This window comes from Cupriavidus sp. H18C2 (assembly GCF_049393795.1).
GTDB classification, from domain to species: Bacteria; Pseudomonadota; Gammaproteobacteria; order Burkholderiales; family Burkholderiaceae; genus Cupriavidus; species Cupriavidus pauculus_C.
Genome location: NZ_CP186010.1, coordinates 409,926 through 435,453, shown reverse-complemented (window position 1 = coordinate 435,453; position 25,528 = coordinate 409,926). Strand labels below are relative to the sequence as shown.

28 protein-coding genes and 1 other RNA gene are annotated in these 25,528 nt (G+C 66.6%); 7 read left to right on the top strand and 22 right to left on the bottom strand.

All coding sequences use genetic code 11. The features are described from left to right. Nucleotides 1–108 precede the first annotated feature (108 nt). Nucleotides 109–843 carry a queuosine precursor transporter gene (locus tag EPAKOI_RS02045; RefSeq protein WP_124682426.1) on the top strand — a complete coding sequence of 245 codons (735 nt, stop codon included), beginning with the start codon at nucleotides 109–111 and terminating at the stop codon, nucleotides 841–843. Nucleotides 844–858: 15 nt separating this feature from the next. Here EPAKOI_RS02045 and EPAKOI_RS02040 read toward each other — a convergent pair whose 3' ends face one another. Genes EPAKOI_RS02040 through tyrS form a run of 4 tightly spaced genes read right to left on the bottom strand, consistent with a single transcriptional unit; the run spans nucleotide 859 to nucleotide 3,991 of the window. After that, entirely contained in the window at nucleotides 859–1,533 is a 675-nt protein-coding gene (locus EPAKOI_RS02040) for a histidine phosphatase family protein (protein WP_124682427.1), read from the bottom strand. 45 nt (nucleotides 1,534–1,578) lie between these two features. Next, a complete protein-coding gene (locus EPAKOI_RS02035; protein ID WP_124682428.1) occupies nucleotides 1,579–2,238 on the bottom strand; it encodes a YbhB/YbcL family Raf kinase inhibitor-like protein in 660 nt (219 codons plus the stop codon). A gap of 33 nt (nucleotides 2,239–2,271) precedes the next feature. Then, a complete protein-coding gene (dtd, locus tag EPAKOI_RS02030) occupies nucleotides 2,272–2,742 on the bottom strand; it encodes a D-aminoacyl-tRNA deacylase (RefSeq protein WP_124682429.1) in 471 nt (156 codons plus the stop codon). A 7-nt stretch (nucleotides 2,743–2,749) separates the two neighbouring features. After that, complete coding sequence (gene tyrS, locus EPAKOI_RS02025) at nucleotides 2,750–3,991, bottom strand: tyrosine--tRNA ligase (protein ID WP_423192834.1); 1,242 nt, start codon at nucleotides 3,989–3,991, stop codon at nucleotides 2,750–2,752. Between the two features lie 216 nt (nucleotides 3,992–4,207). Between tyrS and EPAKOI_RS02020 the strand changes: the two genes are divergently transcribed. Then, entirely contained in the window at nucleotides 4,208–5,602 is a 1,395-nt protein-coding gene (locus EPAKOI_RS02020) for a M23 family metallopeptidase (protein ID WP_423192833.1), read from the top strand. 3 nt (nucleotides 5,603–5,605) lie between these two features. Beyond that, nucleotides 5,606–6,739 (top strand): anhydro-N-acetylmuramic acid kinase, encoded by a 1,134-nt coding sequence (locus tag EPAKOI_RS02015; RefSeq protein ID WP_423192832.1) that lies wholly within the window; start codon nucleotides 5,606–5,608, stop codon nucleotides 6,737–6,739. Between the two features lie 75 nt (nucleotides 6,740–6,814). On the opposite strand, the gene erpA is transcribed toward EPAKOI_RS02015, so the two are convergent. The 4 genes from erpA to rplM all read right to left on the bottom strand — a co-directional run bounded on the left by erpA (nucleotide 6,815) and on the right by rplM (nucleotide 8,873). After that, a complete protein-coding gene (gene erpA, locus EPAKOI_RS02010) occupies nucleotides 6,815–7,183 on the bottom strand; it encodes an iron-sulfur cluster insertion protein ErpA (protein WP_315594340.1) in 369 nt (122 codons plus the stop codon). 97 nt (nucleotides 7,184–7,280) lie between these two features. Then, nucleotides 7,281–7,757: a bactofilin family protein gene (locus EPAKOI_RS02005; protein WP_124682433.1), complete on the bottom strand. Its 477-nt coding sequence runs from the start codon at nucleotides 7,755–7,757 to the stop codon at nucleotides 7,281–7,283. Nucleotides 7,758–8,039: 282 nt separating this feature from the next. Further along, nucleotides 8,040–8,432, bottom strand: a complete 393-nt coding sequence (rpsI, locus tag EPAKOI_RS02000) for a 30S ribosomal protein S9 (RefSeq protein WP_124682434.1) — start codon at nucleotides 8,430–8,432, stop codon at nucleotides 8,040–8,042. Nucleotides 8,433–8,444: 12 nt separating this feature from the next. Next, nucleotides 8,445–8,873 carry a 50S ribosomal protein L13 gene (gene rplM / locus EPAKOI_RS01995; RefSeq protein ID WP_124682435.1) on the bottom strand — a complete coding sequence of 143 codons (429 nt, stop codon included), beginning with the start codon at nucleotides 8,871–8,873 and terminating at the stop codon, nucleotides 8,445–8,447. A 744-nt stretch (nucleotides 8,874–9,617) separates the two neighbouring features. Here rplM and EPAKOI_RS01990 point away from each other — a divergent pair. Continuing rightward, the gene (locus EPAKOI_RS01990) at nucleotides 9,618–10,040 is read left to right on the top strand and encodes an OsmC family protein (RefSeq protein WP_423192831.1); all 423 of its coding nucleotides are present in this window, start codon (nucleotides 9,618–9,620) and stop codon (nucleotides 10,038–10,040) included. A gap of 64 nt (nucleotides 10,041–10,104) precedes the next feature. Here the strand turns inward: EPAKOI_RS01990 and rnpB are convergent. The 5 genes from rnpB to EPAKOI_RS01965 form a co-directional block, all read right to left on the bottom strand. Further along, nucleotides 10,105–10,448: RNase P RNA component class A (gene rnpB, locus EPAKOI_RS01985), an RNA gene on the bottom strand. 34 nt (nucleotides 10,449–10,482) lie between these two features. Then, a complete protein-coding gene (locus EPAKOI_RS01980) occupies nucleotides 10,483–11,259 on the bottom strand; it encodes a DUF3025 domain-containing protein (protein ID WP_423192830.1) in 777 nt (258 codons plus the stop codon). 4 nt (nucleotides 11,260–11,263) lie between these two features. Beyond that, complete coding sequence (pyrC, locus tag EPAKOI_RS01975) at nucleotides 11,264–12,298, bottom strand: dihydroorotase (protein ID WP_423192829.1); 1,035 nt, start codon at nucleotides 12,296–12,298, stop codon at nucleotides 11,264–11,266. A 15-nt stretch (nucleotides 12,299–12,313) separates the two neighbouring features. Continuing rightward, the gene (locus EPAKOI_RS01970) at nucleotides 12,314–13,612 is read right to left on the bottom strand and encodes a glycerate kinase type-2 family protein (RefSeq protein ID WP_423192828.1); all 1,299 of its coding nucleotides are present in this window, start codon (nucleotides 13,610–13,612) and stop codon (nucleotides 12,314–12,316) included. Beyond that, complete coding sequence (locus tag EPAKOI_RS01965; RefSeq protein WP_423192827.1) at nucleotides 13,609–14,682, bottom strand: tartrate dehydrogenase; 1,074 nt, start codon at nucleotides 14,680–14,682, stop codon at nucleotides 13,609–13,611. Before EPAKOI_RS01965 ends, EPAKOI_RS01970 begins: the two co-directional genes overlap by 4 nt. A gap of 119 nt (nucleotides 14,683–14,801) precedes the next feature. Between EPAKOI_RS01965 and EPAKOI_RS01960 the strand changes: the two genes are divergently transcribed. Further along, the gene (locus tag EPAKOI_RS01960; RefSeq protein ID WP_124682441.1) at nucleotides 14,802–15,632 is read left to right on the top strand and encodes a class II glutamine amidotransferase; all 831 of its coding nucleotides are present in this window, start codon (nucleotides 14,802–14,804) and stop codon (nucleotides 15,630–15,632) included. A gap of 54 nt (nucleotides 15,633–15,686) precedes the next feature. On the opposite strand, the gene EPAKOI_RS01955 is transcribed toward EPAKOI_RS01960, so the two are convergent. The 6 genes from EPAKOI_RS01955 to EPAKOI_RS01930 form a co-directional block, all read right to left on the bottom strand. Further along, nucleotides 15,687–16,421: an amino acid ABC transporter ATP-binding protein gene (locus tag EPAKOI_RS01955; protein ID WP_313837705.1), complete on the bottom strand. Its 735-nt coding sequence runs from the start codon at nucleotides 16,419–16,421 to the stop codon at nucleotides 15,687–15,689. Next, nucleotides 16,418–17,101 carry a glutamate/aspartate ABC transporter permease GltK gene (gene gltK, locus EPAKOI_RS01950; RefSeq protein ID WP_124682443.1) on the bottom strand — a complete coding sequence of 228 codons (684 nt, stop codon included), beginning with the start codon at nucleotides 17,099–17,101 and terminating at the stop codon, nucleotides 16,418–16,420. The genes EPAKOI_RS01955 and gltK overlap by 4 nt, the downstream gene beginning before the upstream one ends. 11 nt (nucleotides 17,102–17,112) lie before the next feature. After that, nucleotides 17,113–17,841: an amino acid ABC transporter permease gene (locus EPAKOI_RS01945; RefSeq protein ID WP_124682444.1), complete on the bottom strand. Its 729-nt coding sequence runs from the start codon at nucleotides 17,839–17,841 to the stop codon at nucleotides 17,113–17,115. A 65-nt stretch (nucleotides 17,842–17,906) separates the two neighbouring features. Next, nucleotides 17,907–18,806, bottom strand: coding sequence for a glutamate/aspartate ABC transporter substrate-binding protein (locus tag EPAKOI_RS01940; RefSeq protein ID WP_124682445.1), 900 nt, complete (start codon nucleotides 18,804–18,806; stop codon nucleotides 17,907–17,909). A gap of 312 nt (nucleotides 18,807–19,118) precedes the next feature. Further along, nucleotides 19,119–20,426, bottom strand: a complete 1,308-nt coding sequence (locus tag EPAKOI_RS01935) for a Glu/Leu/Phe/Val family dehydrogenase (RefSeq protein WP_423192826.1) — start codon at nucleotides 20,424–20,426, stop codon at nucleotides 19,119–19,121. 132 nt (nucleotides 20,427–20,558) lie between these two features. Further along, nucleotides 20,559–21,527 (bottom strand): LysR family transcriptional regulator, encoded by a 969-nt coding sequence (locus EPAKOI_RS01930; protein ID WP_423192825.1) that lies wholly within the window; start codon nucleotides 21,525–21,527, stop codon nucleotides 20,559–20,561. A gap of 180 nt (nucleotides 21,528–21,707) precedes the next feature. On the opposite strand from EPAKOI_RS01930, the gene EPAKOI_RS01925 reads away from it, so the two are divergent. Next, a complete protein-coding gene (locus EPAKOI_RS01925; protein ID WP_423192824.1) occupies nucleotides 21,708–22,277 on the top strand; it encodes a cysteine dioxygenase in 570 nt (189 codons plus the stop codon). A 54-nt stretch (nucleotides 22,278–22,331) separates the two neighbouring features. After that, nucleotides 22,332–22,790, top strand: coding sequence for an Lrp/AsnC family transcriptional regulator (locus EPAKOI_RS01920; protein WP_124682449.1), 459 nt, complete (start codon nucleotides 22,332–22,334; stop codon nucleotides 22,788–22,790). Nucleotides 22,791–22,806: 16 nt separating this feature from the next. Here EPAKOI_RS01920 and EPAKOI_RS01915 read toward each other — a convergent pair whose 3' ends face one another. Genes EPAKOI_RS01915 through EPAKOI_RS01905 form a run of 3 tightly spaced genes read right to left on the bottom strand, consistent with a single transcriptional unit; the run spans nucleotide 22,807 to nucleotide 25,489 of the window. After that, complete coding sequence (locus EPAKOI_RS01915) at nucleotides 22,807–23,586, bottom strand: ABC transporter permease (RefSeq protein WP_423192823.1); 780 nt, start codon at nucleotides 23,584–23,586, stop codon at nucleotides 22,807–22,809. Next, nucleotides 23,583–24,434 (bottom strand): ABC transporter ATP-binding protein, encoded by an 852-nt coding sequence (locus tag EPAKOI_RS01910; RefSeq protein WP_423192822.1) that lies wholly within the window; start codon nucleotides 24,432–24,434, stop codon nucleotides 23,583–23,585. The genes EPAKOI_RS01915 and EPAKOI_RS01910 overlap by 4 nt, the downstream gene beginning before the upstream one ends. After that, nucleotides 24,431–25,489 carry an ABC transporter substrate-binding protein gene (locus EPAKOI_RS01905; RefSeq protein WP_124682452.1) on the bottom strand — a complete coding sequence of 353 codons (1,059 nt, stop codon included), beginning with the start codon at nucleotides 25,487–25,489 and terminating at the stop codon, nucleotides 24,431–24,433. Before EPAKOI_RS01905 ends, EPAKOI_RS01910 begins: the two co-directional genes overlap by 4 nt. Between the last annotated feature and the right edge of the window lie 39 nt (nucleotides 25,490–25,528).

The window sequence follows — 25,528 nt, the reverse complement described above, 5'->3', positions numbered from 1 at the left end:
CAGATGGACGATGCCCGGCTCCGGCCGGGCTTTTTTTCGTCCGTGCGACGCATCCGCCGCGCCGCTGGCATAATCGCCCGGAACCTGTCCCCGCCCCCGGATCTCCCCATGCCCGACCCGCTTGCCGCCCCCGCCCCCTCCGGCCACACCGGGCGCGTCTATCGCTACTACGACCTCGTGATGGTGGCGTTCGTCACGGTGCTGCTGTGCTCGAACCTGATCGGCGCGGCCAAGGCGGCGCAGGTGACGCTGCCGGTCATCGGCCCGGTCACCTTCGGCGCCGGGGTGCTGTTCTTCCCGGTCTCGTACATCTTTGGCGACGTGCTGACCGAGGTCTACGGCTACGGGCGCGACCGCCGCGTGGTGTGGGCCGGCTTTGCGGCGCTGGCGTTTGCCACGTTCATGGCCTTCGTGGTGCTGCGCATGCCGGTGGCGCCTTTCATGCACGACTACCAGAAGAGCCTGGAAGACGTGTTCGGCAACACCTGGCGGATCGCGCTGGGATCGCTGATCGCGTTCTGCTGTGGCAGTTTCGCCAACAGCTACACGCTGGCCAAGATGAAGCTGTGGACTGGCGGGCGCTGGCTGTGGACGCGCACGATCGGCTCGACGCTGGCCGGGGAGCTGGTCGATTCGTCGCTGTTCTACGTGATTGCGTTCTACGGGATCTGGCCGCTGGAAAAGGTCATCCAGGTAGCCATCGCACAGTACGTGCTGAAGACCGGCTGGGAGGTCGTGATGACCCCCGTCACCTACAAGGTGGTGGCGTTCCTGAAGCGTGCCGAGAACGAGGACTGGTACGACCGCGACACGAACTTCACGCCGTTCCGGCTGCGCGTCTGAGGGCCGGGCCGGAGTTCAAGGAACCCGGCGGTCGACCTCGTCGAGCGTCAGCGCTTCCAGGTGGCTGACATCGCCCCATTGCAGCAGCGTCAGGTTGGCGCTGTCGCAGCGCAGCCGGTTGACGCTGGCGTTGAGCAGTTCATGCGTGCGCGGCGCCTCCAGCGTCATGCCGGTGGCCTCGCGATACAGGCAGTCGAGCACGCCGCCGTGGGCCACCAGCGCGATCCGCTCGCCCGGATGGCGGCGCGACAGCGACAGCGCCACCTCCACCGCCCGCTCGTGGAATTCGCGCAGCGACTCGCCGCCGGGCGGCGCGTAGTCGGGCACGCGGGCCTGCCAGCGCGCGAAATCCTCGGGACGCTTTTCCGCCACCTCGGCATAGGTCATGCCTTCCAGGTCGCCATAGCAGCGCTCGCGCAGCCGCGGCTCGGCGCGCACCGTCAGACCCAGCGCCTGGGCCAGCGGCGTCGCCGTTTCGCGGGCACGGCCCAGGTCGCTGGTGTACACCGCGTCGATCGGCTCGCCGGTCAGCGCCTCGGCCAGCGCGCGGGCCTGCGCCCGGCCCGTGTCGTTGAGCGGGATGTCGATCTGGCCCTGGAGCCGCCGTTCGCGGTTCCAGGCCGTCTCGCCATGGCGGATCACGATCAGGTGGGTGTAGGCCAGCGACTGCGGGCCGGAGCTTTGCAACATGCCGGTTCCTTGGGGGCGACGGATTCGGTTCGGGCGCCAGCTTGCCTACTGGCCCGCCTGCTGCAGGAGCCGGGGGTTGAGCGTGTAGGTGCCGGTGTAGCTGGCTTCGGCCAGCACGTGGCCTTCGATCGCGCGGCGCACGTCGGCCCCGGTGAAATGGCCTTCCACGGGTACGCGGTCGATATCCAGCGCGTACACCGTGAAGATGTAGCGGTGCGGGATGGCATCGTTCCACGGCGGGCACGGGCCGTCATAGCCGAAGTAGTGGCCCTTCATGTCCTCGTCGCCGGCAAACCAGCCCGTGTAGTCGTTCACACCATGGCGCAGGCCGCCCGCGGTGGCCGTGCCCACCAGCGCCTCGGGGCCGGGCTTGCCACGCGCGATCACGCCGTCGCTGTGCGTGGCGGCCGAGATCGTGTTCAGGCCGGGCGGAATGTCGATCAGCACCCAGTGGAAGAAGTCCACGCGCGGCAGCGACGCCGGCACCTCGCGGCCTTCCTGGTTCACGTCGTCGCCCCGGCTCGGGACGTCGGGATCGTGCGCCAGCAGCACGAACGACCGCGTGCCGGCCGGCACGTCGTCCCAGTGCAGGTCCGGGTTGCGGTTGGCCGACAGCGTGACATGGGCCGCGGCATCCGGCACGCAGAACGCGAACTCGCCGGGGATCGGCGCGTTGTCCGCAAAGGCGTTGCTCCACAGTTTCATGGCAATCTCCTTCGATATGTCAGGCGGCGCCCGTCAGGCCGTGCCGGCCGGCGGCACGCGCAGCCAGAACGTGACGGGACCATCGTTGGTGAGGCTGACCTGCATCATGGCGCCGAATTCCCCGGTCTGGACCGTCGGATGCGCGGCGCGGGCGCGGGCCACGAAGTGATCATAGAGCCGGCGGCCGTCCTCGGGCGACGCCGCCGGGGTAAAGCTGGGGCGCGTGCCGCTGTTGGTATCGGCCGCGAGCGTGAACTGGGACACCACGAGCAGCCCGCCCGCCGTGCCGTTGCCGTCGATGTTCTGCACCGGCAGGTTCATCCGGCCCTCGGCATCGGCAAACACGCGGTACGACAGCAGCTTGGCCAGCAGCCGCTCGGCCTGGGCCTCGGTGTCGCCGCGCTCGGCGCAGACCAGCGCCAGCAGGCCGGCGCCGATCTCGCCGGTGGTCCGGCCGCCGACGGTCACGCGGGCCTGCGATACGCGCTGGATCAGGGCGATCATCGCGGGCTCAGGCCAGCGTCACGCGCGCAAAGCGGCGCTTGCCCACCTGGACCACGTAGGTGCCGGCGGCGATCTTCACCGCCTTGTCGCTGACGGTCTCGCCATCGATCTTCACGCCGCCCTGCTCGATGTTGCGGTTGGCTTCCGACGTCGACGGCACCAGATTGGCCTGCTTGAGCAGTTGCGCGATGCCCAGCGGCGCGCCGGCCAGGCTGACCGCCGGGATGTCGTCGGGAATGCCGCCGCGGGCGCGGTGGTTGAACGCCTCCAGCGCCGCCTCGGCATCGGCCTGGCTGTGGAAGCGCGCCACAATCTCTTGCGCCAGCGCCACCTTGCAGTCGCGCGGGTTGCGGCCCATCGCGATCTCCTGCTTCATCAGGTCGATCTCGCTCATCGGCCGGAACGACAGCAGCGTGAAGTACTGCCACATCAGGTCGTCCGAGATGCTCATCAGCTTGCCGAACATGTCGTTCGGGGCCTCGGTCACGCCGATGTAGTTGTGCTTGGACTTCGACATCTTCTCGACGCCGTCCAGGCCCACCAGCAGCGGCATGGTCAGGATGCACTGCGACTCCTGGCCGTATTCCTTCTGCAGCTCGCGGCCCACCAGCAGGTTGAACTTCTGGTCGGTGCCGCCCAGCTCCAGGTCGGACTTCAGCGCGACCGAATCGTAGCCCTGCATGAGCGGATAAAGGAACTCATGGACCGAAATGGGAATCCCAGACCGGAACCGCTTGGTGAAGTCGTCGCGCTCCATCATGCGGGCCACGGTGTACTTTGCGGCAAGCTGGATCATGCCGCGCGCGCCGAGCGGATCGCACCACTCGCTGTTGTAGCGGATCTCGGTGCGGGCCGGGTCCAGCACCAGGCTGGCCTGCCGGTAGTAGGTCTGGGCGTTGGCCTCGATCTGCTCGCGGGTCAGCGGCGGGCGCGTGCTGTTGCGGCCCGACGGATCGCCGATCGTCGACGTGAAATCGCCGATCAGGAAGATCACCTGGTGACCCAGGTCCTGCAACTGGCGCAGCTTGTTGAGCACGACCGTGTGGCCGAGGTGAATGTCGGGCGCGGTCGGGTCCAGGCCCAGCTTGATGCGCAGCGGCACGCCGGTGGCCTCGCTGCGCGCGAGCTTCTGGAGCCACTCGGATTCGACCAGAAGCTCGTCGCAGCCGCGCTTGGTGATCTCCAGTGCGCGCATCACCGACGGCGTAAGTGGATATTGGGGCGCGGCGGCCGAGGACACTTCACTCATGACGTAAGTCTTTGAAATCTATAAAGAAATTGCGACGGACGGCCAGCATTGTTCTGGTATAATCCGCGCTTCGTGCCTGACGGACCCGATCCGTCGGCCGGCCGCCAAGCAGGCGGCACACAGACAACGCCCGCACCGCACCTCGGGGGAGGAAGGCAGACGAGACATATCGTCGCGGCAGCGGCCTGGCAATACCGAAAGCTTGAATTCTACGTGATGTGGTCTAGTCTCCGCGAAGTTTTCGCGCGTGAGCTGGTGGTCCTTGTCGACCCTACGAATCCCCAGCATGCGCGCCGCCGCAAGCAGTTGACCGTTGCCGTCGGCACGGTCTTCACGCTCGGCATGGCGGCCGCGATGGGCGTTGCCCCCCGCAACGCCTTCGACGATCCGCTCGCCCCGCGCGTGCAGCAGCCCCTGCGCATGCCCGACGTCAGCGAGCAGCTTGCCCAGTTGACCGAAGCCGACGGCGGCAGCGTCTACGTGCGCCAGGAGCGCATGCAGCGCGGCGACACCATCGCCACGCTGCTGCGCCGGCTTGGCGTCGAGGACCCGGACGCCCAGGCGTTCATCCTCAAGAATCCCACCGCCCGCGGGCTGTTCAGCCTGAACCCGGGCCAGACCGTGCAGGCCGAGATCGACGACAGCAACCTGCTGGTGTCGCTGCAGGCCAACATGGGCGGCGACGCCACGGCGTCGCGCGAACTGGTGATCGAGCGCGTGGCGCCGAAGAAGGACGGCGGCGACTACACGTACAAGGCGCGCATCGCGTCGGTCGACAACGACGTGCACTACGAGATGGCGTCGGGCGCGATCGACGCCGCCGGCTTCTTCAAGTCAATGGACGCCGCCAACGTGCCCGACGAAGTGGTCAGCCAGATGATCTCGATCTTCTCGGGCGTGATCGACTTCCACCATGACATCGCCCGCGGCGACCGCTTCCGCATCGTCTACGAGGCCGGCTTCCGCGACGGCGCGTTCGTGCGCAACGGCCGCGTGGTGGCCATCGAGCTGATCAACCGCAACACGCTGTACCAGGCGCTCTGGTATTCGCCCGAGGACGGCGAGCCCGGCGCGTACTACACGTTCGATGGCCGGAGCATGAAGCGGCCGTTCCTGCGGTCGCCGGTCGAGTATTCGCGGATGTCGTCGGGCTTTGGCGGCCGCGACCATCCGCTGCACCACCAGTGGGCCCAGCACAAGGGCGTGGACTTTGCCGCGCCGCAGGGCACCAAGGTCTTTGCCACCGGCGATGCCACCGTGGAGTTCGTCGGCCAGCAGAACGGCTACGGCAACATCATCGTGCTGCAGCACGCGGGCGGCTATTCCACGTACTACGCCCACCTGTCCGGCTTTGCAGGCATCCGCGAGGGCCAGCACGTGAACCAGGGCCAGGTGATTGGCTATGTGGGGTCGACGGGCTGGGCGACCGGGCCGCACCTGCACTACGAATTCCGCTACAACGACGTGCCGCAGAACCCGCTGACCACGACGCTGATGGAAGCGCCGACGCTGACGGGCAAGTCGCGCGCGGAATTCCTTTCCTATACGAGCGCCATGCTGAGCCGCATCAACATGCTGCGCACCTACAACGTCCTGACCGCCAGCAACTGATCCATGTCCGTCTCGTCCAGCGAGTGTTATGTCGGCCTGATGTCGGGCACCAGCATGGACGGGGCGGATGGCGTGCTCGTCGACTTCTCGGGGCCGCAGCCGGTGGTGCTGGCGGCGGCCCACACCCCCTTTCCCGATAACCTGCGCGCCGCGTTCGGCGCGCTCCAGCAGCCTGGCGAGGATGAGATCCACCGCGAGGCCGTGGCCGCCAACGCACTGGCGCGCGTCTATGCCGACTGCGTGGCCGAACTGCTGAAGGTGGCGGGCCGCGATCCGGCCGAGGTGGCCGCCATCGGCGCGCACGGGCAGACGATCCGGCACCGGCCCGGCCTGTACGACGGCATCGGCTACACGCGGCAGTCGCAGCATCCGGCGCTGCTGGCCGAGCTGACCGATATCGACGTGGTGGCGGATTTCCGCAGCCGAGACATCGCCGCGGGCGGCCAGGGCGCGCCGCTGGTGCCGGCCGTGCACGCCGCGCTGTTCGGCGCCCGCGACGAAACGCGCGTGGTCTGCAATATCGGCGGTATCTCCAATATCAGCATCCTGCCGGCGGCCAGCACAGGCCGGCCGGTGACGGGCTTCGACTGCGGCCCGGGCAATGCGCTGCTCGATGCGTGGATCCATCGACATCGCGGCGTGGCCTTCGACGATGGCGGCGCCTGGGGCGCGAGTGGCCAGGTGCATGCCGAGTTGTTGGCCCGGCTGCTGGCCGAGCCCTACTTCCGCGCGCCGCCGCCCAAGAGCACCGGGCGGGACCTGTTTCATCCGGGCTGGCTACAGGACGTGCTCGATGGCCTGCCCACGCCGCCCGATCCGGCCGACGTCCAGGCGACGCTGGCCACGCTGACGGCTACGGCCATCGCGCGCGACGTCCAGTCGCACGCCCCGAACGCGCACCGGCTGATCGTCTGCGGCGGCGGCGCGCGCAACGCGCACGTGATGGCGATGCTGGGGCAGTTGCTGCCCGGCGTGACCGTCCAGACCACCGACGACTTCGGCGTGCCGGTCTCTCAGGTGGAGGCGCTGGCCTTTGCCTGGCTGGCGCGGCAATGCGTGCGCCGCGCGCCGGGCAACGTGCCGACCGTCACGGGCGCGGCCGGGCCGCGTGTGCTGGGGGCGGTCTACCCGCGCTGAAACCATCGGCCCGCGGCAATAAAAAAAGCGCACCGGGTGGTGCGCTTTTTTCTGGCAAGGCCGTCGGGCCTGGCGTCAGACCGAGAACGACGAGCCGCAACCGCAGGTGGTCGAGGCATTCGGGTTCTTGATCACGAACTGGGCGCCGTTGATGTCTTCCTTGTAGTCGATCTCGGCGCCAACCAGGTACTGGTAGCTCATCGAGTCGATCAGCAGGGTGACGCCGTTCTTGACCAACGTGGTGTCGTCTTCGTTGACGTCTTCATCGAACGTGAAGCCATACTGGAAGCCGGAGCAACCGCCGCCCTGCACGAACACGCGCAGCTTCAGTTCGGCATTGCCCTCTTCCTCGATCAGTTGCTTGACCTTGTCGGCCGCGCTGTCGGTAAAGACGAACGGTGCCGGCACGTCCTCGGTAACGGGTGCCTCTGCGACTGCGTTCATGGGGATTCTCCTGGTTAGATACGCCCGTATTCTAAGCGCTACTCACAAATCGTGCCGAAACCCTTTGTTTTCAAGGGGCTCTGGACGTTTTCGCCACTCAGGCCGGCACCTTGGCATCGGCCGGGGCCTTGTCGCCGTCGTCGGCCGGCTCGGCCGTGGCAGCGGGTTCTTCGTTGACCTCGGCAGGCGGCATATGGTTCGGCAAGGCCTTGATCTCGCCCTGGACCAATGGCACCAGGCGGCCTTCGACGATGGCGCCTTGATGCATTTCAAGTGCCGCATAGCGCACCTCGCCATAGACGCGCGCGTTGGCCTGCAGCTCCAGCAGTTCGGCGGCATGCACCGGCCCGGTCACGGTGCCGTTCAGGATCAGATGGTCGACGCGGACTTCACCCTCGACCACGCCCTTCTCGCTGATCACGAGCATGCTGGGCTTGCCGTCTGCCGCCAGCACGTTGCCGCGTACGCGGCCGTCGAGCCGCAAGCCCCCGGAAAAGGTCACATCGCCCTCGATGGCGGCGTCCTGGCCTACCAGCGTGTCGATGGACAAACCCTTCTTCTTCGAAAACAGCATGTTCAACCCCCCTCGTGTCGCAGACCCGGCCGCAGCGTCCGGTATGTCGTCCCCTGGCGGCAACCGCGCCAAATGGTCGCCAGCGATCGTCTATTCCTGTGTTCTGCAGGCCCGTGATTGTATCGCCACGCGATCCCCACGCTGATGAAAAGTGTAAGAAATGGCAAGCATGCGCCAAACCGTGATGGCGCCCGCGCAACGGACGAAAAAAAACCGCACGACGAAGCGTGCGGTTTTCTGGGTGCCGGATCCGCCCGAAGGCCGGACCCTGCAGGAAGCGGATTAACGCTTCGAGAATTGCTTGCGGCGGCGGGCCTTGTGCAGACCGACCTTCTTACGCTCGACTTCACGGGCGTCACGGGTGACGTAGCCAGCCTTCGACAGGGCCGACTTCAGCGTGGCGTCGTAGTCGATCAGGGCGCGCGTGATGCCGTGGCGCACGGCACCGGCCTGGCCGGTTTCGCCACCGCCGGTCACGTTGACCTTGATGTCGAACGTTTCGGCGTGAGCGGTCAGCTCCAGCGGCTGGCGCACGATCATCAGCGAGGTTTCGCGAGCGAAGTACTCGTTGATGGGCTTGCCGTTGACGACGATCTCGCCCTTGCCCGACTTGATGAAGACACGAGCCACAGCGCTCTTGCGGCGGCCAGTACCGTAATTCCAGTTACCGATCATGGATTGGCCCCCTTAGATTTCCAGCACCTTGGGCTGCTGTGCGCCATGCGGATGCTCGCCTTCGGCATAAACCTTCAGCTTCTTGATCATCGCGTAGCCCAGCGGACCCTTCGGCAGCATGCCCTTGACAGCCTTTTCCAGGGCACGGCCCGGGAAGCGCTGCTGCATCTTGCCAAAAGTGGTTTCGTAGATACCGCCCGGGTAGCCCGAATGGCGGTAGTACTTCTTGTCCTGTTCCTTGGTACCCGTCACGCGCAGCTTGGCTGCATTGACGATGATGATGAAATCACCGGTGTCGACGTGAGGAGTGAATTCCGGCTTGTGCTTGCCGCGCAGTCGGCGTGCCACTTCGCTGGCAACACGGCCGAGGACCTTGTCCGTCGCGTCAATCACGTACCAGTCGCGCTTTACCTCTGCAGGCTTGGCGGAAAAGGTCTTCATGATTTTTCCTGAATTTTGAAAACTGCCCGAGATGACGGTCGCCGTTTTAGCGTCCTGTCGAACGGCCGGCCCTTTGGACCTGACCTTCCTGCTTGTATCTGCAGGCTCTCCCTGAATCTCTTCCGGGGGCAATGACCGGAAAGCCGACGATTATACTGTCCGCGGCGCCGATCGCACAAGCAAAGATGTGGCTTTTCGTCAAGATGTCGCCGGGACGCCCGGGAAGCGCCGCCAGCGCCACAGCGCGCGCTGTGCCGGGCCTTGCAATCGGCGAAAAAAAACCCAAGTCGGTTTGGACTTGGGTTTGAATCCACCAAAGGAGGAGGGTGGAGGAGACACCAGGCGATCGACGGGGCCGGTCATGGCGGGCGGTGCGAGGGGCGATGGGGTCTGAAACCGGCTTCGCTTTCGCACTCTGGCGCGCTCTCGTGCGCCGTCGTTCGATGGAATGGATTATACATACGGGTCCGGTGGATGCAAGAAAATTTGCAGTGTGAAATGGCATATCATTATGCGAAATGATGAATCCAGCGCAGACGAATGCCATAAATCTATAAAAATCAAAAACTTAAGTTAAAACTTGACGTGCTGCGCGGATGCCACACTAGAGGAAACCTTCAGAATCTTAGGGGTAATCCCGTAGCCGGGACGGCCATCGCGATTGGCCTATACTCGCGGAAAGCAAGATGCGCCTGCGCGCTGGCGTGAGCGAAAAGAACCAAACAGGAACCGAGGAACGAAAAAATGGAATGCAAAGTGACATGGTCGGGTCCGGAGGGCATGAGCTTCATCGCCCAGACCGGCAGCGGGCACCTTGTGGCGATGGATGGCGCTCCGGACGGCGGCGGCAACAACCTGGCGCCGCGCCCGATGGAAATGGTGCTGCTTGGCACCGGCGGCTGCACGGCCTATGACGTGGTGCTGATCCTCAAGCGCGGGCGGCAGGACATCCGCGGCTGCTCGGTCAAGCTGGAAGCCGAGCGCGCCGACACCGATCCGAAGGTGTTCACCAGGATCAACTTCCACTTCACGGTGACGGGCAAGAATCTCGATCCGGCCAAGGTGGAACGCGCCATCGAGCTGTCGCACGAGAAATACTGCTCGGCGTCGATCATGCTGGCCAAGACGGCCCAGATCACGCACACGACGGAGATCGTCGAGGGCTGAACCCCCGACGCAGGCCGCCAAAAGAAAAACGCCCGGCCAGTGCCGGGCGTTTCCATATCCGAAGAAGCAAAGACAGGCCGATAAGCCGGATTCTGTGCACACCGCGCACCCTTGCGGGCAGGCGGCGCGTGACAACCATTCCTCTAGGCCGCCCGTTACCTGACGGCTCCAGCTCCCTACCCGCAGACTCGGCGGGCCGCTTCATCGTCTGCCTATTTGGGATTGCTCCAGGTGGAGGTTACCGCGTTTCACCCTTCCCGCCGACCGAAGCCGGCGGCAAGACTCGTCTCTGTGGCCCTATTCCGCACGTTGCCGTGGATGGCTGTTAGCCAACACCCTGCCCTGTGGAGTCCGGACTTTCCTCCCCTTGCCCCTTGCGAGACAAGCAGCGATTGTCTGGCCTGCTTTGCGGGCCGCAGTCTAACACCGATGGCCGGCCCGGTCAGCCCGCAGCGGCGCCGCGGCGTCCGGGGCGGAATACGGCGGTGTCGTCGTAGAAGCCAGGCGCGGCGTTTTCGTCGCACCAGCTAGGGATGCCCATGACCGGCAGCGGCCAGAAGCTGCGGCCGCCGGCCAGCCCGCCCGCGCCTGCCGCGGCGGCCAGCGTGTCGGCCAGACGGCCGTCCAGGGCTTCGGGCGCGATGCCTGGCGCCGCGCGCACCCACCACGCATGGCCCGTCACGGACTTGTACGGCTGCACGAGCTTTTCGAGCAGCGCATGACCGAACGGGATGGCCGTGCACTGGTCGTGCCACGCGTCGCGGCGGGCGACGAACAGCTCGCGCCAGGCAAACCCGCGCAGGGCGTCGGCCAGCGGCGGCACCTCGGAGATGAAGATCACGGCGTTTTCGTCGAACAGCGTTGCGGCATCGCGCACGCCGCCGCGCACCTGCCCTATCCCGTCGCGGGCGATGGCCTCGGCCTGCAGCCGGTTCAGCAGCCGCTTGGTCTGCGGAAAGTGCAGCCAGATCAACCCGTTGAAGGCGTCGTGCAGGTTGTCGCGCGTGGGCACCCGGCCGGTGGCGGCAATGTGCGATTCATAGGCGACGCCCGCCGGCAGGTCGGCCTGCGGCACGAACCGCAGCGGCAGGCCGCTGGCGTTGCGCAGCGACCCGGCGCGGGCATTGAGCGCCTGGCGCAGGTCGCCATGGTCGAAGACCGGGGCCGACGCCGCGAACGGCCGGAACCACGGCCGCGTCCAGTCGATGTCGGCCAGCAACGCCTTAGCTGGCCTTCCAGCGCAGCGTTTCGCCGGCGCGCAGCGGCACCAGCGTGGTATCGCCGTACGGCAGCTCGGCCGGCAGTTGCCAGTCCTCGCGCGTCAGCGTCAGCGTGCCGGTGTTGCGCGGCAGGCCGTAGAAGGCCGGGCCGTTGAAGCTGGCAAACGCTTCGAGCTTGTCCAGCGCGCCGGCGGTATCGAAGGCCTCGGCGTACAGCTCCGTCGCGTGCAGCGCCGTGTAGCAGCCGGCACATCCGCAGGCGTGCTCCTTCAGGCCGCGGGCGTGCGGCGCGCTGTCGGTGCCCAGGAAGAACCGCGCGCTGCCCGACGTGGCCGCCTTGACCAGCGCATCGCGGTGCACTTCGCGCTTGAGCACGGGCAGGCAGTAGTAATGGGGCCGGATGCCGCCCGTGAAGATCGCGTTGCGGTTGTACAGCAGGTGGTGCGCGGTGATCGTGGCGCCGATCGGGCCTTCGGCCTCGGCCACGTACTGGGCCGCGTCGCGCGTGGTGATGTGTTCGAACACCACCTTGAGCTCCGGAAAATCACGGCGCAGCGGCTGCATCACGCGCTCGATGAACACGGCTTCGCGGTCGAAGATGTCGATGTCGCCGTCCGTCACCTCGCCGTGCACCAGCAGCGGCAGGCCCTCGCGCTGCATCGCCTCCAGCGTGGCGGCGCAGCGGCGGATGTCGGTCACGCCCGCGTCGCTGTTCGTCGTGGCGCCGGCCGGGTACAGCTTCACCGCGTGGATGAAGCCGCTGGCCTTGGCCGCGACGATTTCCTCGGGCGGCAGGTTGTCGGTCAGGTACAGCGTCATCAGCGGCTCGAACGCCATGCCGGCGGGCAGCGCGGCCAGGATTCGGTCGCGGTAGGCGCTGGCCAGGGCCACCGTGGTCACGGGCGGCTTCAGGTTCGGCATGATGATCGCCCGCGCGAACTGGCGCGCGGTATCGGGCAGCACCGCCGACAGCGCGGCGCCGTCGCGCACGTGCAGGTGCCAGTCGTCGGGACGGGTAATCGTTAGCTTCTGGGTCATGGGGACAAACACTACTTAGAGAATCAGGATGGCGCGGTAATCGTTGACGTTGGTGCGCGTGGGGCCGGTCACCACGAGGTCGCCGATGGCATCAAAGAAGCCCCAGGCGTCGTGGGCGTCGAGCTGGTGCCGGGCGGACACGCTGGCCGCTTCGGCCCGCGCCAGCGAATCGGGCGCCAGCAACGCGCCGGCGTTGTCTTCCGAGCCGTCGATGCCGTCCGTATCGGCCGCGATGGCGTGGATGTCGGCCGCGCCGCCCAGCTCGATCGCCAGCGACAGCAGGAATTCCGAACAGCGCCCGCCGCGCGCCTGCTGCGCGCCGCCGCTGGGCAATGTGACGGTGCATTCACCCCCGGAGATCAGCACCACCGGCGCGGAGAACGGCGCATTGTACTGGCGAATCTCGCGCACCAGCGCCGCGTACACGCGCGCCACTTCCTGCGCCTCGCCGGTCACGGTGTCGCCCAGCACCACGGGCTGGATGCCCTGGCGGCGGAACAGCGCGGCGGCCGCCTCCAGGCTGCCGTGGGCCGTGGCGATCATGCGATTGTCGACGCGGGCGAACAGGGGATCGCCCGGTTTTGGCGTTTCGGCGATCTCGCCGCGCGCGCCGCGTTCAAGGTGCGACTGGACGCTGGCCGGCACCGTCGCGCCATAGCGCTTGAGGATCGCCAGCGCATCGGCATAGGTGCTGGGGTCCGGCACGGTGGGGCCCGAGGCGATGGCGCTGGGGTCGTCGCCGGCCACGTCGGAGACGATCAGCGTGGTCACCGGCGCCCGGCTGGCCTGCGCGAGCCGCCCGCCCTGGATGCGCGAGACATGCTTGCGCACGATGTTCATGTCGGTGATCGGCGCGCCGCAGCGCAGCAGTTCGCGCGTGGTGGCCTTCAGGTCGGCCATCGGGATGCCTTCGGCCGGCAGCGACAGCAGGCTCGACCCGCCGCCCGATACCAGCACGATGAGCCGGTCGTCGGGGCCCAGCGACTGCACCTGGGCCAGGATATCGGCGGCAGCCTGTTCGCCGGCCTCGTCGGGCACCGGGTGCCCGGCCTCGATCACGCGGATGTGCTGCGTCGGCAGGCCGTGCGCGTAGCGCGTGACGACCACGCCTTCGAGCGTGGCCTTGCCTTCGTAGGCGCGCTCGACGGCCAGCGCCATCGACGCGGCCGCCTTGCCGGCGCCCACCACCAGGGTGCGCCCGCCCGCGTGGGGCGGCGGCAGGTGGCCGGCGACGATTTCCAGCGGGTCCGCGGCGGCCACGGCGGCGCGAAAGCTTTCGAGCAGCAAGGTGCGGGGGCAGCCCTGGAATGTCATAGCGCCTCCGCGATGGCCTGGCCCAGGTCGGCCGTGGACGCCGTGCCGCCAATGTCGCGCGTCAGCGGCGCGTGGCCCGGGCCGGCGGCCAGCACCTGCTCGATGGCCTGCAGCACGGCCGCGCCGGCATCGGCATGGCCCAGGTGCTCCAGCATCATCGCGCCGCACCAGATCTGGCCGATCGGGTTGGCGATGCCCTTGCCCGCGATGTCGGGCGCCGAGCCGTGCACCGGCTCGAACAGGCTCGGGTACACGCGGTCCGGGTTGATGTTGCCCGACGGCGCCACGCCGATCGTGCCCGTGCAGGCCGGGCCGAGGTCTGACAGGATGTCGCCGAACAGGTTGCTGGCCACCACCACGTCGAACCAGTCCGGATGCTGCACGAAATGGGCGGTCAGGATGTCGATGTGGTACTTGTCCACCTTCAGGCCGGGATAGTTGGCCGCCATGGCCTCCACGCGCTCGTCCCAGTACGGCATCGTGATCGAGATGCCGTTGGACTTGGTGGCCGACGTGAGATGCTGCTTCGGCCGTTTCCGGACCAGTTCGAACGCGAACTTGAGGATGCGGTCCACGCCGTGCCGGCTCATCACGGTCTCCTGCACCACGATTTCGCGCTCGGTGTTCGGGAACATCCGCCCGCCAATGCTGGAATACTCGCCCTCGGTGTTCTCGCGCACCACGTAGAAGTCGATGTCGCCGGGCTTGCGGTCGGCCAGCGGGCTCTTGATGCCGGGCATCAGCCGCACGGGCCGCAGGTTCACGTACTGGTCGAACGACCGCCGGAACTGCAGCAGCGAGCCCCACAGCGACACGTGGTCGGGCATCTTCTGCGGCCAGCCCACCGCGCCAAAGTAGATCGCGTCGTACTTGACCAGCGTGTCGAACCAGTCGTCCGGCAGCATCTTGCCGTGGCGCTCGAAGTAGGCGTAGCTGGAAAAGTCGAAATGGTCCCACTGGAAGTCGACGCCAAAGCGGCGCGCGGCGGCGTCCATGACGCGGATGCCTTCCGGCATCACTTCCGTTCCAATTCCGTCTCCGGGAATGACAGCGATCTTGTATTGACTCATGGCTGGGAAGGGGCGAGGTGGCGGGGCGCGGCACCCGGCTTGGCAGCACCGGGCACGCGCAGGATAATGTCTGCATTCTATTGCAAAGCGGCAGCCCCCTGCCGCACGGTGCCCTTGCCATGTGCCAGCTTCTAGGCATGAATTGCGCCACGCCCACCGACGTGACGTTTTCCTTTACCGGCTTTGCCGCCCGCGGCGGCGTCACGGACCATCACGCCGACGGTTTCGGCGTGGCGTTCTTCGAGGACAAGGCCTGCCGGCTGTTCATCGACAATCAGTCGGCCGGCACCTCGCCCGTGGCCGACCTGATCAAGCGCTACCCGATCAAGTCTAAAAACGTCATCTCGCACATCCGCAAGGCCACCCAGGGCACGGTGCTGCTGGAGAACTGCCACCCGTTCATGCGCGAGCTGTGGGGCCGGCACTGGATCTTCGCCCACAACGGCGACCTGCACGGGTTCACGCCGTTCCTGTCCGGCGTCTACCAGCCGGTGGGCGATACCGACAGCGAACTGGCGTTCTGCACGCTGATGCAGGGCCTGCGCAAGCGCTTTCCGGGCTCGCAGCCGCCGCTGAACGAGCTGGGCCACGCGCTGGCGGACATCACGCGGGACATCACGCTGCACGGCGTTTTCAACTTTTTGCTATGTAATGGACAGGCGCTGTTTGCGCACTGCTCGACACGGCTGTACTACATCGTGCGGCAGTGGCCGTTTTCGAAGGCGCACCTGATCGACGCGGACCTGTCGATCGATTTCGCGCAGGTCACCACGCCCGACGACCGCGTGGCCGTCATCGCCACCGCCCCGCTGACCGACAACGAGACCTGGACGCAGTTCGCGCCCGGCGAGCTGATCATGTTCGAGGCCGGGCGGCCGACCATGACGTGGACCGTGCCCATTCCGCCCGAAGTCCAGGCGAAGAATGCGGCGAATACGGCCTGTACCTGAGGGTTGGGGAGGCTCCCCCTCCCGCACGGCGGGAGAGGGAAGCCAGGCACCGGCTTAGTGGTGCAGGATCTTGGACAGGAACTGGCGGGCGCGCTCCGAGCGGGCGTCGATGTTGCCGAAGAACTCTTCCTTGGCGCAGTCCTCGACGATCTTGCCGGCGTCCATGAAGATCACGCGGTTGGCCACCTTGCGGGCGAAGCCCATCTCGTGGGTCACGCACATCATGGTCATGCCTTCCTGGGCGAGCTGCACCATCACGTCCAGCACCTCGTTGACCATCTCGGGGTCCAGCGCCGAGGTGGGCTCGTCGAACAGCATGCAGATCGGGTCCATCGACAGCGCACGGGCAATGGCCACGCGCTGCTGCTGGCCGCCCGAAAGCTGACCGGGGTACTTGGCCGCCTGGTTCTTCAGGCCCACGCGGTCCAGGTACTTCAGGCCCTTGGCCATGGCTTCCTCCTTCGAGCGGCCCAGCACCTTCATCTGCGCGATGGTCAGGTTCTCGGTGATCGACAGGTGCGGGAACAGCTCGAAGTTCTGGAACACCATGCCCACGCGCGAGCGCAGCCGGGGCAGGTTGGTCTTCGCGTCGCCGACCGAGGTGCCGTCCACCAGGATGTCGCCCTTCTGGAACGGCTCCAGCGCGTTGACCGTCTTGATCAGCGTCGACTTGCCCGAGCCCGACGGGCCGCACACCACCACCACTTCACCCTTGGCCACGCGGGTCGTGCAATCGGTCAGCACCTGGAACGTGCCGTACCACTTGGAAACGTTATTAATCTCGATCATACGGCCACCTTTTTCTGATAACGCTTGACCAGCAGTGAAGCGGAGAAACAAATGAGGAAGTACACCAGGCCCGCGAACAGCAGCATCTCCACGATGCGGCCGTCACGCTCGCCAATGCCGTAGGCCTGGCCGAAGAAGTCCGCCAGCGCGCTCACGTACACCAGCGACGTGTCCTGGAACAGGATGATCCCCTGCGTCAGCAGCAGCGGCACCATGTTGCGGAACGCCTGCGGCAGGATCACCAGCCGCATGGTCTGGCCATAGGTCATGCCCAGCGCCTGCGCGGCGAACATCTGCCCGCGCGACACGCTCTGGATACCGGCGCGGATGATTTCCGAGTAGTACGCGGCCTCGAACAGCGAGAACGCGATCAGCGCGGACGTCATGCGCAGGTCGGACGCGGCCGACAGGTTGAACACCTTCTGCAGCAGCTGCGGGATGATCAGGAAGAACCACAGCAGCACCATCACCAGCGGGATGGACCGGAAGACCGTCACGTACGCCTGGGCGAACCAGTTCAGCGGCCGGAACGACGACAGGCGCATCATCGCCAGGATCGTGCCCCACACGATGCCCACGATCACGGCCGTGACCGTGATCTTGAGCGACACCGCCATGCCCTCGCCGAGCACGTGGATGGTCGACGCATTGATCGAGCTGAAATCGAATTCGTATGCCATGTTCCAGCTCCTTACTTGCTGCCGATGAAGCCCGGCACGCGGGTGCGGCGTTCCACCCAGCGCATCAGCAGCATCACCGTCACGTTGATGGCGGCGTACAGCAGCGTCACCGCGATGAACGACTCATACGGCCGCGCCGTGTAGTCCACGAGCTGGCGGCCCTGCGCGGCCAGTTCCAGCAGGCCGATCGTCGACGCCACGGCCGAGTTCTTGAAGATGTTCAGGAATTCGGACGTGAGCGGCGGCACGATGACGCGGAACGCCATCGGCAGCAGCACGTGGCGGTACGTCTGGGCCAGCGTGAAACCCATGGCCAGCCCGGCGTTCTTCTGGCCGCGCGGCAGCGAATTGATACCCGAGCGCACCTGTTCGCAGACCCGGGCGGCGGTAAACGTGCCCAGGCACAGCATGGCGGCCAGGAACTGCTGGGTGAACGGGTTCATCTGCTTGATCGCCTCGCCGCCCGGCAGCAGCTCGGGGCCCACGAAGTACCAGATGAAAAGCTGCACCAGCAGCGGAATGTTCCGGAAGATCTCGACGTAGGTGGCCGCGAAACCCGACAGCCACTTGTTCGGCACGGTGCGCAGCACGCCCAGCACGGAGCCGATGATCAGGGCGATGACCCACGACGACAGGCCCAGCGCGATCGTGACCTTGAGACCGGAGATCATCCAGTCCAGGTACGTCTCGTTGGAGGCGGCCTGCTCGAGGAACACTCCCCAGTGAAAGATGTAATCCATAGTGCGTCCTCAAAAAGAAACGGAAGGACTGCTCCTTCCGTTTCGCACTGCTCCGATCGTGCAGATCAGTCGAGTGCCTTGTCGTTCGGGTTCTTGAAGAGCGCCTTCATGTCTTCGGACAGCGGGAAGTCCAGGTTCAGGCCCTTCGGCGGGACCGGCTGCTGGAACCACTTCGTGTACATGGCGTTGATCGAGCCATCCTTCATCAGGCCGGTGATGACCTGGTCGGACAGCTTCTTGAACGGCGCGTCGTCCTTGCGGATCATGCAGCCATACGACTCACGCGACTGCGGCTTGCCCACGACGATCCAGTCGTTCGGGTTCTTGGCCTTGGCGCGCTCGCCGTAGAGCAGCGCGTCGTCCATCATGAACGCCACGGCACGGCCCGATTCCAGCGTCAGGAACGACTGGCCATGGTCCTTGGTGCTGATGATGTTCATGCCCAGCTTCTGGTCGTCGTTCATCTTGCGCAGCAGGCGCTCGGACGTCGTACCGGCCGTGGTGACCACGTTCTTGCCCTTCAGGTCGGCCCAGTCCTTGATGCCGCCGTCCTTCTTCACCATGATGCGCGTGCCGATGATGAAGATGCTGGTGGTGAACGATGCCTGCTTCTGGCGTTCGAGGTTGTTCGTCGTCGAGCCGCACTCGATGTCGATCGTGCCGTTCTGCAGCAGCGTGATGCGGTTCTGCGAGGTGATCGGGATTTCCTTGACCTGCAGGTTCGGCAGCTTGAGCTGGTCCTTGATGGCTTCCACGATCTTCATGTTGATATCGTAGGAATAGCCCACCTGGCGCACGCCGCCCAGGTTGTAGTTGAACGGAATCGAAGAGTCCCGCACACCCAGCGTGATGACACCCGTATCCTTGATCTTCTGCAGCGTACCCGTCAGCGGCTCGGCTGCCTGCGCGCTCGCGCACAGCATGCCTGCCGCAATCATCAGGCCAGCCAACTTGGCAACATTCATAACATCTCCTTGACCATGAAGAGAAAGGCGGGACTGTATCAGACAGTCCTGCCGGCGAAACAGTATTGCTTAGCAATTGACCCAAGACAACGGGTTTTTCCCCTAAGTGGTGCCATTGCGGGCATGGTTTCGCGGCGATGCGCCAAAATGAGACACATCTGCAAACGCCCGCTTGCCAGTTCCGCCAAACCCCCGGCCAATAAAAAAAGCGGCAGCCGGAAAATCCGGCCGCCGCTTTTCAGTGGATGCTGAGAACCGGAGGATTTGCTGCATTGCAGCAGCGCCAGCCCTCCGGCATCAGAACCGCCTGCATCAGGGGTACAGACCGCGCATCTCGCGCGCCTGCAGGATCCGCGAGCACGCCACGATAAACGCGGCCGTCCGCAGCGTGACCTTGTTGTCCTGGGCAACCTGCCAGATCGCCCGGAAGGCTTCTTGCATAATCCGTACCAGGCGCTCGTTGATCTCCTCCTCGGTCCAGAAGAAGCTGGAGAAATCCTGCACCCATTCGAAGTAGGACACGGTCACGCCGCCGGCGTTGGCGATCACGTCCGGGCAGACCAGGATGTTGCGCTCGCGCAGGATGTCGTCAGCCTGCGGGGTGGTCGGGCCGTTGGCGCCCTCGATGACCAGCCGGGCCGTGATCTTCGGCGCGTTCTCGGCCGTGATCTGGCCTTCCAGCGCGGCCGGGATCAGGATGTCGCAGTCCACTTCCCAGAACTGATCGCCGCGCAGCACCTCGGCCTGGAAGCCGTCGATGGTGCCGCTGTGGGACGCGTATTCCATCATGGCCGGCACGTCCAGGCCGGCCGGCTTGTACAGCGTGGTGCGGTGGTCCTGCACGGCCACCACGCGGGCGCCGGCCTCGTGGAACAGCTTGGCGGCCACGGCGCCGACGTTGCCGAAGCCCTGCACGGCCACGCGCGCGCCCTTGATGTCCAGCCCCAGGTTGCGGGCCGCTTCCGAGCCCACGACGAACACGCCGCGGCCGGTGGCCTCGTGGCGGCCCAGCGAGCCGCCCAGCGAGATCGGCTTGCCGGTCACCACGCCGGTGGCCGTGCTGCCCGAGTTCATCGAGTAGGTGTCCATCATCCAGGCCATGACCTGGGCATTGGTGTTGACGTCGGGCGCCGGGATGTCCTTGCTGGGCCCGATGATGATGTTGATTTCACTGGTGTAGCGGCGCGTCAGCCGTTCCAGCTCGCCCTGCGACAGCGTGCGCGGATCCACGCGGATGCCGCCCTTGGCGCCGCCGTACGGCACGTTCACGGCCGCGTTCTTGACCGACATCCACGCCGACAGCGCCATCACCTCGGACAGCGTCACGTCCTGGTGAAAGCGCACGCCGCCCTTGCCCGGGCCGCGCGACAGGTTGTGCTGCACCCGGTAGCCCTCGAAGTGGGCGATGGTGCCGTTGTCCATCTCGATCGGTACGTCGACGATCAGCGCGCGCTTGGGGCGCTTCAGCGTTTCCACCCAGCGTGCCAGCGAGCCCAGGTAGGGCGTGACACGGTCGACTTGCTGCAGGTAGATGCCCCACGGGCCGAGGTGGTCGGCGTTCAGGTACGAAGGCAGGGCGTGAGCATTGGAGACGTTTTGCGTCGGTGCTGCGGAAGACATCGTTGGGTTCCGAGTGAAGGTGACACGCAGCATATCGGCGCCCCCCTGCCGGAATCCAATGCCGATTGGTCATCCGCCCCGGCGCCATTATGCAAGGCACGCATAACGTTGCACCGGCCCCTCCAGCCCGGCTCAGCCGCCCGCCGATCCCGTTGACGGCGCAACCAGCGTCGCCCAGATCTTGTCCACCAGCTGGCGCTTGCGGCGCAGCGGCCCGGCGCGCCGGTCGCCGCCGTTCTCGGCCGGCCGCTCGCGGTAGAGCCGGATCTCCATGTCGATCGACTGGGGCAGCCCGCGCGCGGCCTCGGCGCGCACCAGCAGCCCGGCCGCCACGTCCTCGCGCACGGTGCTCTCGGGCAGGAACGCCATGCCGTGCCCGGCCAGCGCCATGACCTTGAGCGCCTCGGCCATATCGGTCTCGTAGCATTTGTCCAGCTTGAGCGTATCGGCCGACTCGGCCAGCAGCATGTCCACCATGCGGCCCAGGAACGCATTGGGCGTATAGCTCAGGAACGGCACCGGCTTCTTGTCGGTGCCGGGCAGCCGGAACAGCGGCCGGCCGCCGGCGTCGGGCACGCTGTACGGCGACAGCCGCTCGGTGCCCAGCACCAGCATGTCGTAATGGGCCGGATCGAGCTGGATGGCCTGGCGCGGATGGTGATAGACCATGACGAGGTCGCAGCCGCCTTCCACCAGCATCAGCACGGCGTCGTGCACGTTGAGCGCCCGCAGCCGGCACGGCAGCGTGCCGAGCTGGCTTTCCACGCCCTTGAGCCATTCGGGGAAGAACGTCAGCGACAGCGTGTGCGGCACGGCAAATTCCAGCACCTGGGCGTTGGCCGACCGCTGCCCGCGCATCAGCGCACGGGTCTCGCTGACCTGCGCCAGCATCGCCAGCGCCTGCTCGTAGAACACCTTCCCGGCCGCCGTCAGGCTGGTGGGATAGCTGGACCGGTCGATCAGCTCGGTGCCCACCCACGCCTCCAGCGACTGGATGCGGCGCGAGAACGCCGGCTGCGTGACGTGCCGCAGCTCGGCCGAGCGCGAGAAGCTGTGCGTCTCGGCCAGGCTGACAAAGTCTTCAAGCCATTTGATTTCCATGGCGCGGATTATCGCCCGGCCGGTGCCGGATGGCGTGGCGGGCAATAATTTTCCGGTTCTCGCCCAGAATGGAGAATGGGATTACCATTCCACCGTCTTTCCCACCATATCTTGCAGGTTTCTGCTCGGAGCGGGCTTTTAACATGGATGCCATTGCGATCCCCCCACAATCAGCGCGCCATGCCAGCCACGTCCGTCCCGGCCAACCTGTCCGACCTGCCGTTCCCGCCCGTCCCGCCCTCCCCGTTCGCCCGGCTGGCCGCCGGCATGGAGGCGACGCTGGCCCAGAGCGCGCGCATGGTGGCTGCCCACGTGGCGGCCGGCATGGACGATATCGACACGCTGCTGGCCGCCCTGCCGCCCGGCGCGCTGGACGGCAGCCCCGACCACTACACGCGCCACCTGGTGCACGCCGACCCCTTCGAGCGGTTCTCCGTCATGGTGCTGGTCTGGCGCCCCGGCCAGCACAGCCCCGTGCATGGCCATCGCACATGGTGTGCGTACCGCGTGCTGCGCGGCACGCTGTCCGAGCGCCACTACCGGTGGAATCCGGCCAGCCGCACGGCCGAGCAGACCGGCGCCGTGCCGCGCGCCGTGGGCGACACGTTCAGCGTGCCGGCCGGCCTGCGCCATATCCACGCGCTCGGCAACGACGGCGACACGGTGGCCGTGTCGCTGCACATCTACGGCGTGGAGCAGGACCGCATCGCCACCGGCGTGAACCTGCTGGTGGATACCATCGTCAGCTAGCACCGGCCGCGCGGGGACGGCCGGCGCCGGCCGACCTACCCCTTCGAGACGCCCATGGACCGCTATGACCGCCAGATCCTGAACATCCTGCAGGAGGATGCCGCCGTGCCCGTCGCCGAGATCGGCGAGCGCGTGGGGCTGACTTCCACGCCGTGCTGGCGCCGCGTGCAGAAGCTGGAGGCGTCCGGCATCATCCGCAAGCGCGTGGCGCTGCTGGACGCCGCCCGGCTCAACGTGGGCGTCACGGTCTTCGTGTCGATCCGCACCAGCCAGCACAACGTGAAGTGGCTGAAGGCGTTCCACGACCTCGTGGCCTCGATTCCCGAAGTCACCGAGTTCTACCGCATGGCCGGCGATACCGACTACCTGCTGCGCGTGGTGGTGCCCGACATCGCCGCCTACGACGCGGTCTACAAGAAGCTGATCCAGGGCGCCGAGCTGGCCGACGTGAGTTCCAGCTTTGCGATGGAGCAGATCAAGTACACCACCGCGCTGCCGCTCGACTACGCCTGAGCCCGGCGCCGCCCGGTCAGCCGCGGTGCGCCCAGCCGGTCATGCGCTTTTCCACCACGGCGAACAGCTCGTACATGCCCATCGCCATGACCGCGATGACGACCAGCCCGGCAAACGCCAGCGGCATCTTCATCGCCGAGCCGGCCGACACCAGCAGGTAGCCGATGCCCTCGTTGGCCGCGTTCATCTCCGACACCGTCGTGCCGACGAAGGCCAGCGTGATGGCCACCTTCAGCGACGCGAAGAAGAACGGCATCGCGCGCGGCAGGCCCACCTTGAGCAGCACGTCGCGCCGCCGCGCACCCAGCACCCGCAGCACGTCTTCCAGTTCCGGCTCCAGCGTAGCCAGCCCGGTGGCGATGTTCACCATGATCGGGAAGAACGAGATCAGGAACGCGGTGAGGATGGCCGGGCCGGCGCCCAGGCCGCACCAGACCACCAGGATCGGCACGAACGCCGCCTTGGGCAGCGCGTTGAACGCGGTCATCAGCGGATAGGTGGCGGCATAGGCCAGCCGCGACGATCCCATCAGCATGCCCAGCACCACGCCCACCACGATGGCCAGGCCAAAGCCGACCATCGTGGTCCAGAATGTGCGCCAGGCGTGGCCGGCGATCACGCCGCCGTATTCCGCCAGCGAGGCGACGATGGCCGACGGGCTCGGCAGGATGAAGTCCGACACGTCGAACACCAGGCAGGCGCCCTGCCACAGCAGCAGGCAGGCGCCAAGAAGAATCCAGGGGGCGACGCGCTGGACGCGCTTCGCCTGGGCAGCGGACATGGTTGCCATGATCATGATTGCCTGACGTGGCCGATTTTCTCGCGCAGCAGGTGCACGCGTTCGGCAAAGGGTTCGGTATAGGTGATGTCCAGCGGGCGCGGGCGCGGCAGGTCGATCTCCTTGCGCAGCAGGATGCGGCCCGGCCGGGCGCTCATCACGTAGACGGTGTCCGCCAGGAAGACCGCCTCGCGCAGGTCGTGCGTGACCAGGATCACGTTGAAGCGCTGCGCCTGCCAGAGGTCGCGCAGCACGCACCAGAGTTCCTCGCGCGTGAAGGCGTCCAGCGCGCCGAACGGCTCGTCCAGCAGCAGCATGCGCGGCTGGTGGATCAGCGCCCGGCAGATCGACGCCCGCTGCTGCATGCCGCCAGAGAGCTGCCACGGGTACTTGTCCTCGTAGCCGGCCAGCCCGACGGTCTTCAGCAGCGCGCGCGCCCGTTCCTCGTACTCGGCCCGCCGCCGGCGCATCGTCGACCGGTACGGCTCGACGATCTCCAGCGGCAGCATCACGTTGGCCAGCGTCGTGCGCCACGGCAACAGCGTGGGCGCCTGGAACGCCATGCCCACCTGCTTGAGCGGCCCGGTCACGCGCTCGCCGTCGATGGTCACCACGCCGCGCGTGGCCGGGCGCAGGCCGGTGGCCAGCTTCATGAACGTAGACTTGCCGCAGCCGGACGGGCCGACGATGGCGATGAACTCGCCCGGCGCCGCCTGCAGCGAGATATCCTCGACCGCGAATTCGCCCCGGCGCGCCAGGTCGTCGTCGTAGGCCAGCCAGACGCGGTTGAAGTCGACGAACGGCTTGCCGCCGACGTCGGTGCCCGCGCCGCCTGCCGCGGGCATCTGTGCCTGCCTTGCCATCATCGCAGCACGTCCAGTTCGGCGGCCGACGGCAGGTAGGCGTCGGTCCACACGGCATCGGCGTCAATGCGGCCCTTGGTGCCGAACGCGTCGGCCACCTGCGACGCCATCAGCGACAGGCGCGGCTTGCTGACGCGGCCAAACCCTTCGGCCTTTGCATCGGGCGACTTGACCACGCTGTCCAGCGCGATCTTCAGCCGGCGCACCTCCAGCTTCTCGTCGATGATGCCGTCGCGCGCCTTCACGGCCTTGATGCCCTCTTCCGGCCGCGCGATGACGTCGCGCGCCGACTTGGCAAACGCGCGCAGGAACGCCTTGACGGCCTCGGGATGGGCCTTGAGGAACTGCTCGGACGCGATGATGGCGTTGCCGTAGAGCTTCACGCCGTACTGCGGGTACGGCAGCACGACGATGTCCTCGTCCTTCACGCCGCGCGCGTTCAGGTTCAGGATCGACGTGAACGAGAAGCCGGTGATGGCGTCAAGGTCGCCGCGCGCCAGCATCGTCTCGCGCAGCGTCGGGTCCATCGCCTGCCAGTTGAACGACGCGGCCTGCAGGCCGTTGGCCTTGGCGAAGATCGGGAACGCGCGGCGGCCGGCGTCGAACACCGGCGCGCCCAGCTTCTTGCCGGTCAGGTCCCTGGGCGCCTTGATGCCGGACTTCTTCAGCGCCAGGATGGCGGCCGGCGTGTTGTTGTAGACCATCATCACGGCCACCGGCTTGTTGCGCGCGTCGGGGTTGTTGCCGTAGAACTCCATCACCGACGCCAGGTCGGCAAAGCCCATGTCGTACGTGCCCGATGCCACGCGGTTCACCACGTTGCCCGACCCGTTGCCGGCGTCGATCGACACGTCGAGCTTCTCGGCCTTGAAGTAGCCCTTCTGCTCGCCCAGCAGGAACAGGGCGGACGGCCCTTCGAAGCGCCAGTCGAGCTGAAAGCGCACCTTGGTCGCGGCCTGCGCCTGGGCGGTGCCCGCGCAGAGTGTCGACAGCACCATCGTGGTGCCCAGGGCGGTGCACAGCTTCAGCAGATGACGGCGCACGGGGGATTGCGGCATGGACCTTCTCCAGTTGTTGATCTCTCTGGAGCAGGCTTT

What these genes read in the sequence shown, in the direction of transcription:
- EPAKOI_RS02045 (WP_124682426.1), top strand. Translation starts at nt 109, where the DNA reads ATGCCCGACCCGCTTGCCGCCCCCGCCCCCTCCGGCCACACCGGGCGC.
- EPAKOI_RS02040 (WP_124682427.1), bottom strand. Translation starts at nt 1,533, where the DNA reads ATGTTGCAAAGCTCCGGCCCGCAGTCGCTGGCCTACACCCACCTGATC.
- EPAKOI_RS02035 (WP_124682428.1), bottom strand. Translation starts at nt 2,238, where the DNA reads ATGAAACTGTGGAGCAACGCCTTTGCGGACAACGCGCCGATCCCCGGC.
- dtd (WP_124682429.1), bottom strand. Translation starts at nt 2,742, where the DNA reads ATGATCGCCCTGATCCAGCGCGTATCGCAGGCCCGCGTGACCGTCGGC.
- tyrS (WP_423192834.1), bottom strand. Translation starts at nt 3,991, where the DNA reads ATGAGTGAAGTGTCCTCGGCCGCCGCGCCCCAATATCCACTTACGCCG.
- EPAKOI_RS02020 (WP_423192833.1), top strand. Translation starts at nt 4,208, where the DNA reads ATGTGGTCTAGTCTCCGCGAAGTTTTCGCGCGTGAGCTGGTGGTCCTT.
- EPAKOI_RS02015 (WP_423192832.1), top strand. Translation starts at nt 5,606, where the DNA reads ATGTCCGTCTCGTCCAGCGAGTGTTATGTCGGCCTGATGTCGGGCACC.
- erpA (WP_315594340.1), bottom strand. Translation starts at nt 7,183, where the DNA reads ATGAACGCAGTCGCAGAGGCACCCGTTACCGAGGACGTGCCGGCACCG.
- EPAKOI_RS02005 (WP_124682433.1), bottom strand. Translation starts at nt 7,757, where the DNA reads ATGCTGTTTTCGAAGAAGAAGGGTTTGTCCATCGACACGCTGGTAGGC.
- rpsI (WP_124682434.1), bottom strand. Translation starts at nt 8,432, where the DNA reads ATGATCGGTAACTGGAATTACGGTACTGGCCGCCGCAAGAGCGCTGTG.
- rplM (WP_124682435.1), bottom strand. Translation starts at nt 8,873, where the DNA reads ATGAAGACCTTTTCCGCCAAGCCTGCAGAGGTAAAGCGCGACTGGTAC.
- EPAKOI_RS01990 (WP_423192831.1), top strand. Translation starts at nt 9,618, where the DNA reads ATGGAATGCAAAGTGACATGGTCGGGTCCGGAGGGCATGAGCTTCATC.
- pyrC (WP_423192829.1), bottom strand. Translation starts at nt 12,298, where the DNA reads ATGACCCAGAAGCTAACGATTACCCGTCCCGACGACTGGCACCTGCAC.
- EPAKOI_RS01970 (WP_423192828.1), bottom strand. Translation starts at nt 13,612, where the DNA reads ATGACATTCCAGGGCTGCCCCCGCACCTTGCTGCTCGAAAGCTTTCGC.
- EPAKOI_RS01965 (WP_423192827.1), bottom strand. Translation starts at nt 14,682, where the DNA reads ATGAGTCAATACAAGATCGCTGTCATTCCCGGAGACGGAATTGGAACG.
- EPAKOI_RS01960 (WP_124682441.1), top strand. Translation starts at nt 14,802, where the DNA reads ATGTGCCAGCTTCTAGGCATGAATTGCGCCACGCCCACCGACGTGACG.
- EPAKOI_RS01955 (WP_313837705.1), bottom strand. Translation starts at nt 16,421, where the DNA reads ATGATCGAGATTAATAACGTTTCCAAGTGGTACGGCACGTTCCAGGTG.
- gltK (WP_124682443.1), bottom strand. Translation starts at nt 17,101, where the DNA reads ATGGCATACGAATTCGATTTCAGCTCGATCAATGCGTCGACCATCCAC.
- EPAKOI_RS01945 (WP_124682444.1), bottom strand. Translation starts at nt 17,841, where the DNA reads ATGGATTACATCTTTCACTGGGGAGTGTTCCTCGAGCAGGCCGCCTCC.
- EPAKOI_RS01940 (WP_124682445.1), bottom strand. Translation starts at nt 18,806, where the DNA reads ATGAATGTTGCCAAGTTGGCTGGCCTGATGATTGCGGCAGGCATGCTG.
- EPAKOI_RS01935 (WP_423192826.1), bottom strand. Translation starts at nt 20,426, where the DNA reads ATGTCTTCCGCAGCACCGACGCAAAACGTCTCCAATGCTCACGCCCTG.
- EPAKOI_RS01930 (WP_423192825.1), bottom strand. Translation starts at nt 21,527, where the DNA reads ATGGAAATCAAATGGCTTGAAGACTTTGTCAGCCTGGCCGAGACGCAC.
- EPAKOI_RS01925 (WP_423192824.1), top strand. Translation starts at nt 21,708, where the DNA reads ATGCCAGCCACGTCCGTCCCGGCCAACCTGTCCGACCTGCCGTTCCCG.
- EPAKOI_RS01920 (WP_124682449.1), top strand. Translation starts at nt 22,332, where the DNA reads ATGGACCGCTATGACCGCCAGATCCTGAACATCCTGCAGGAGGATGCC.
- EPAKOI_RS01915 (WP_423192823.1), bottom strand. Translation starts at nt 23,586, where the DNA reads ATGATCATGGCAACCATGTCCGCTGCCCAGGCGAAGCGCGTCCAGCGC.
- EPAKOI_RS01910 (WP_423192822.1), bottom strand. Translation starts at nt 24,434, where the DNA reads ATGATGGCAAGGCAGGCACAGATGCCCGCGGCAGGCGGCGCGGGCACC.
- EPAKOI_RS01905 (WP_124682452.1), bottom strand. Translation starts at nt 25,489, where the DNA reads ATGCCGCAATCCCCCGTGCGCCGTCATCTGCTGAAGCTGTGCACCGCC.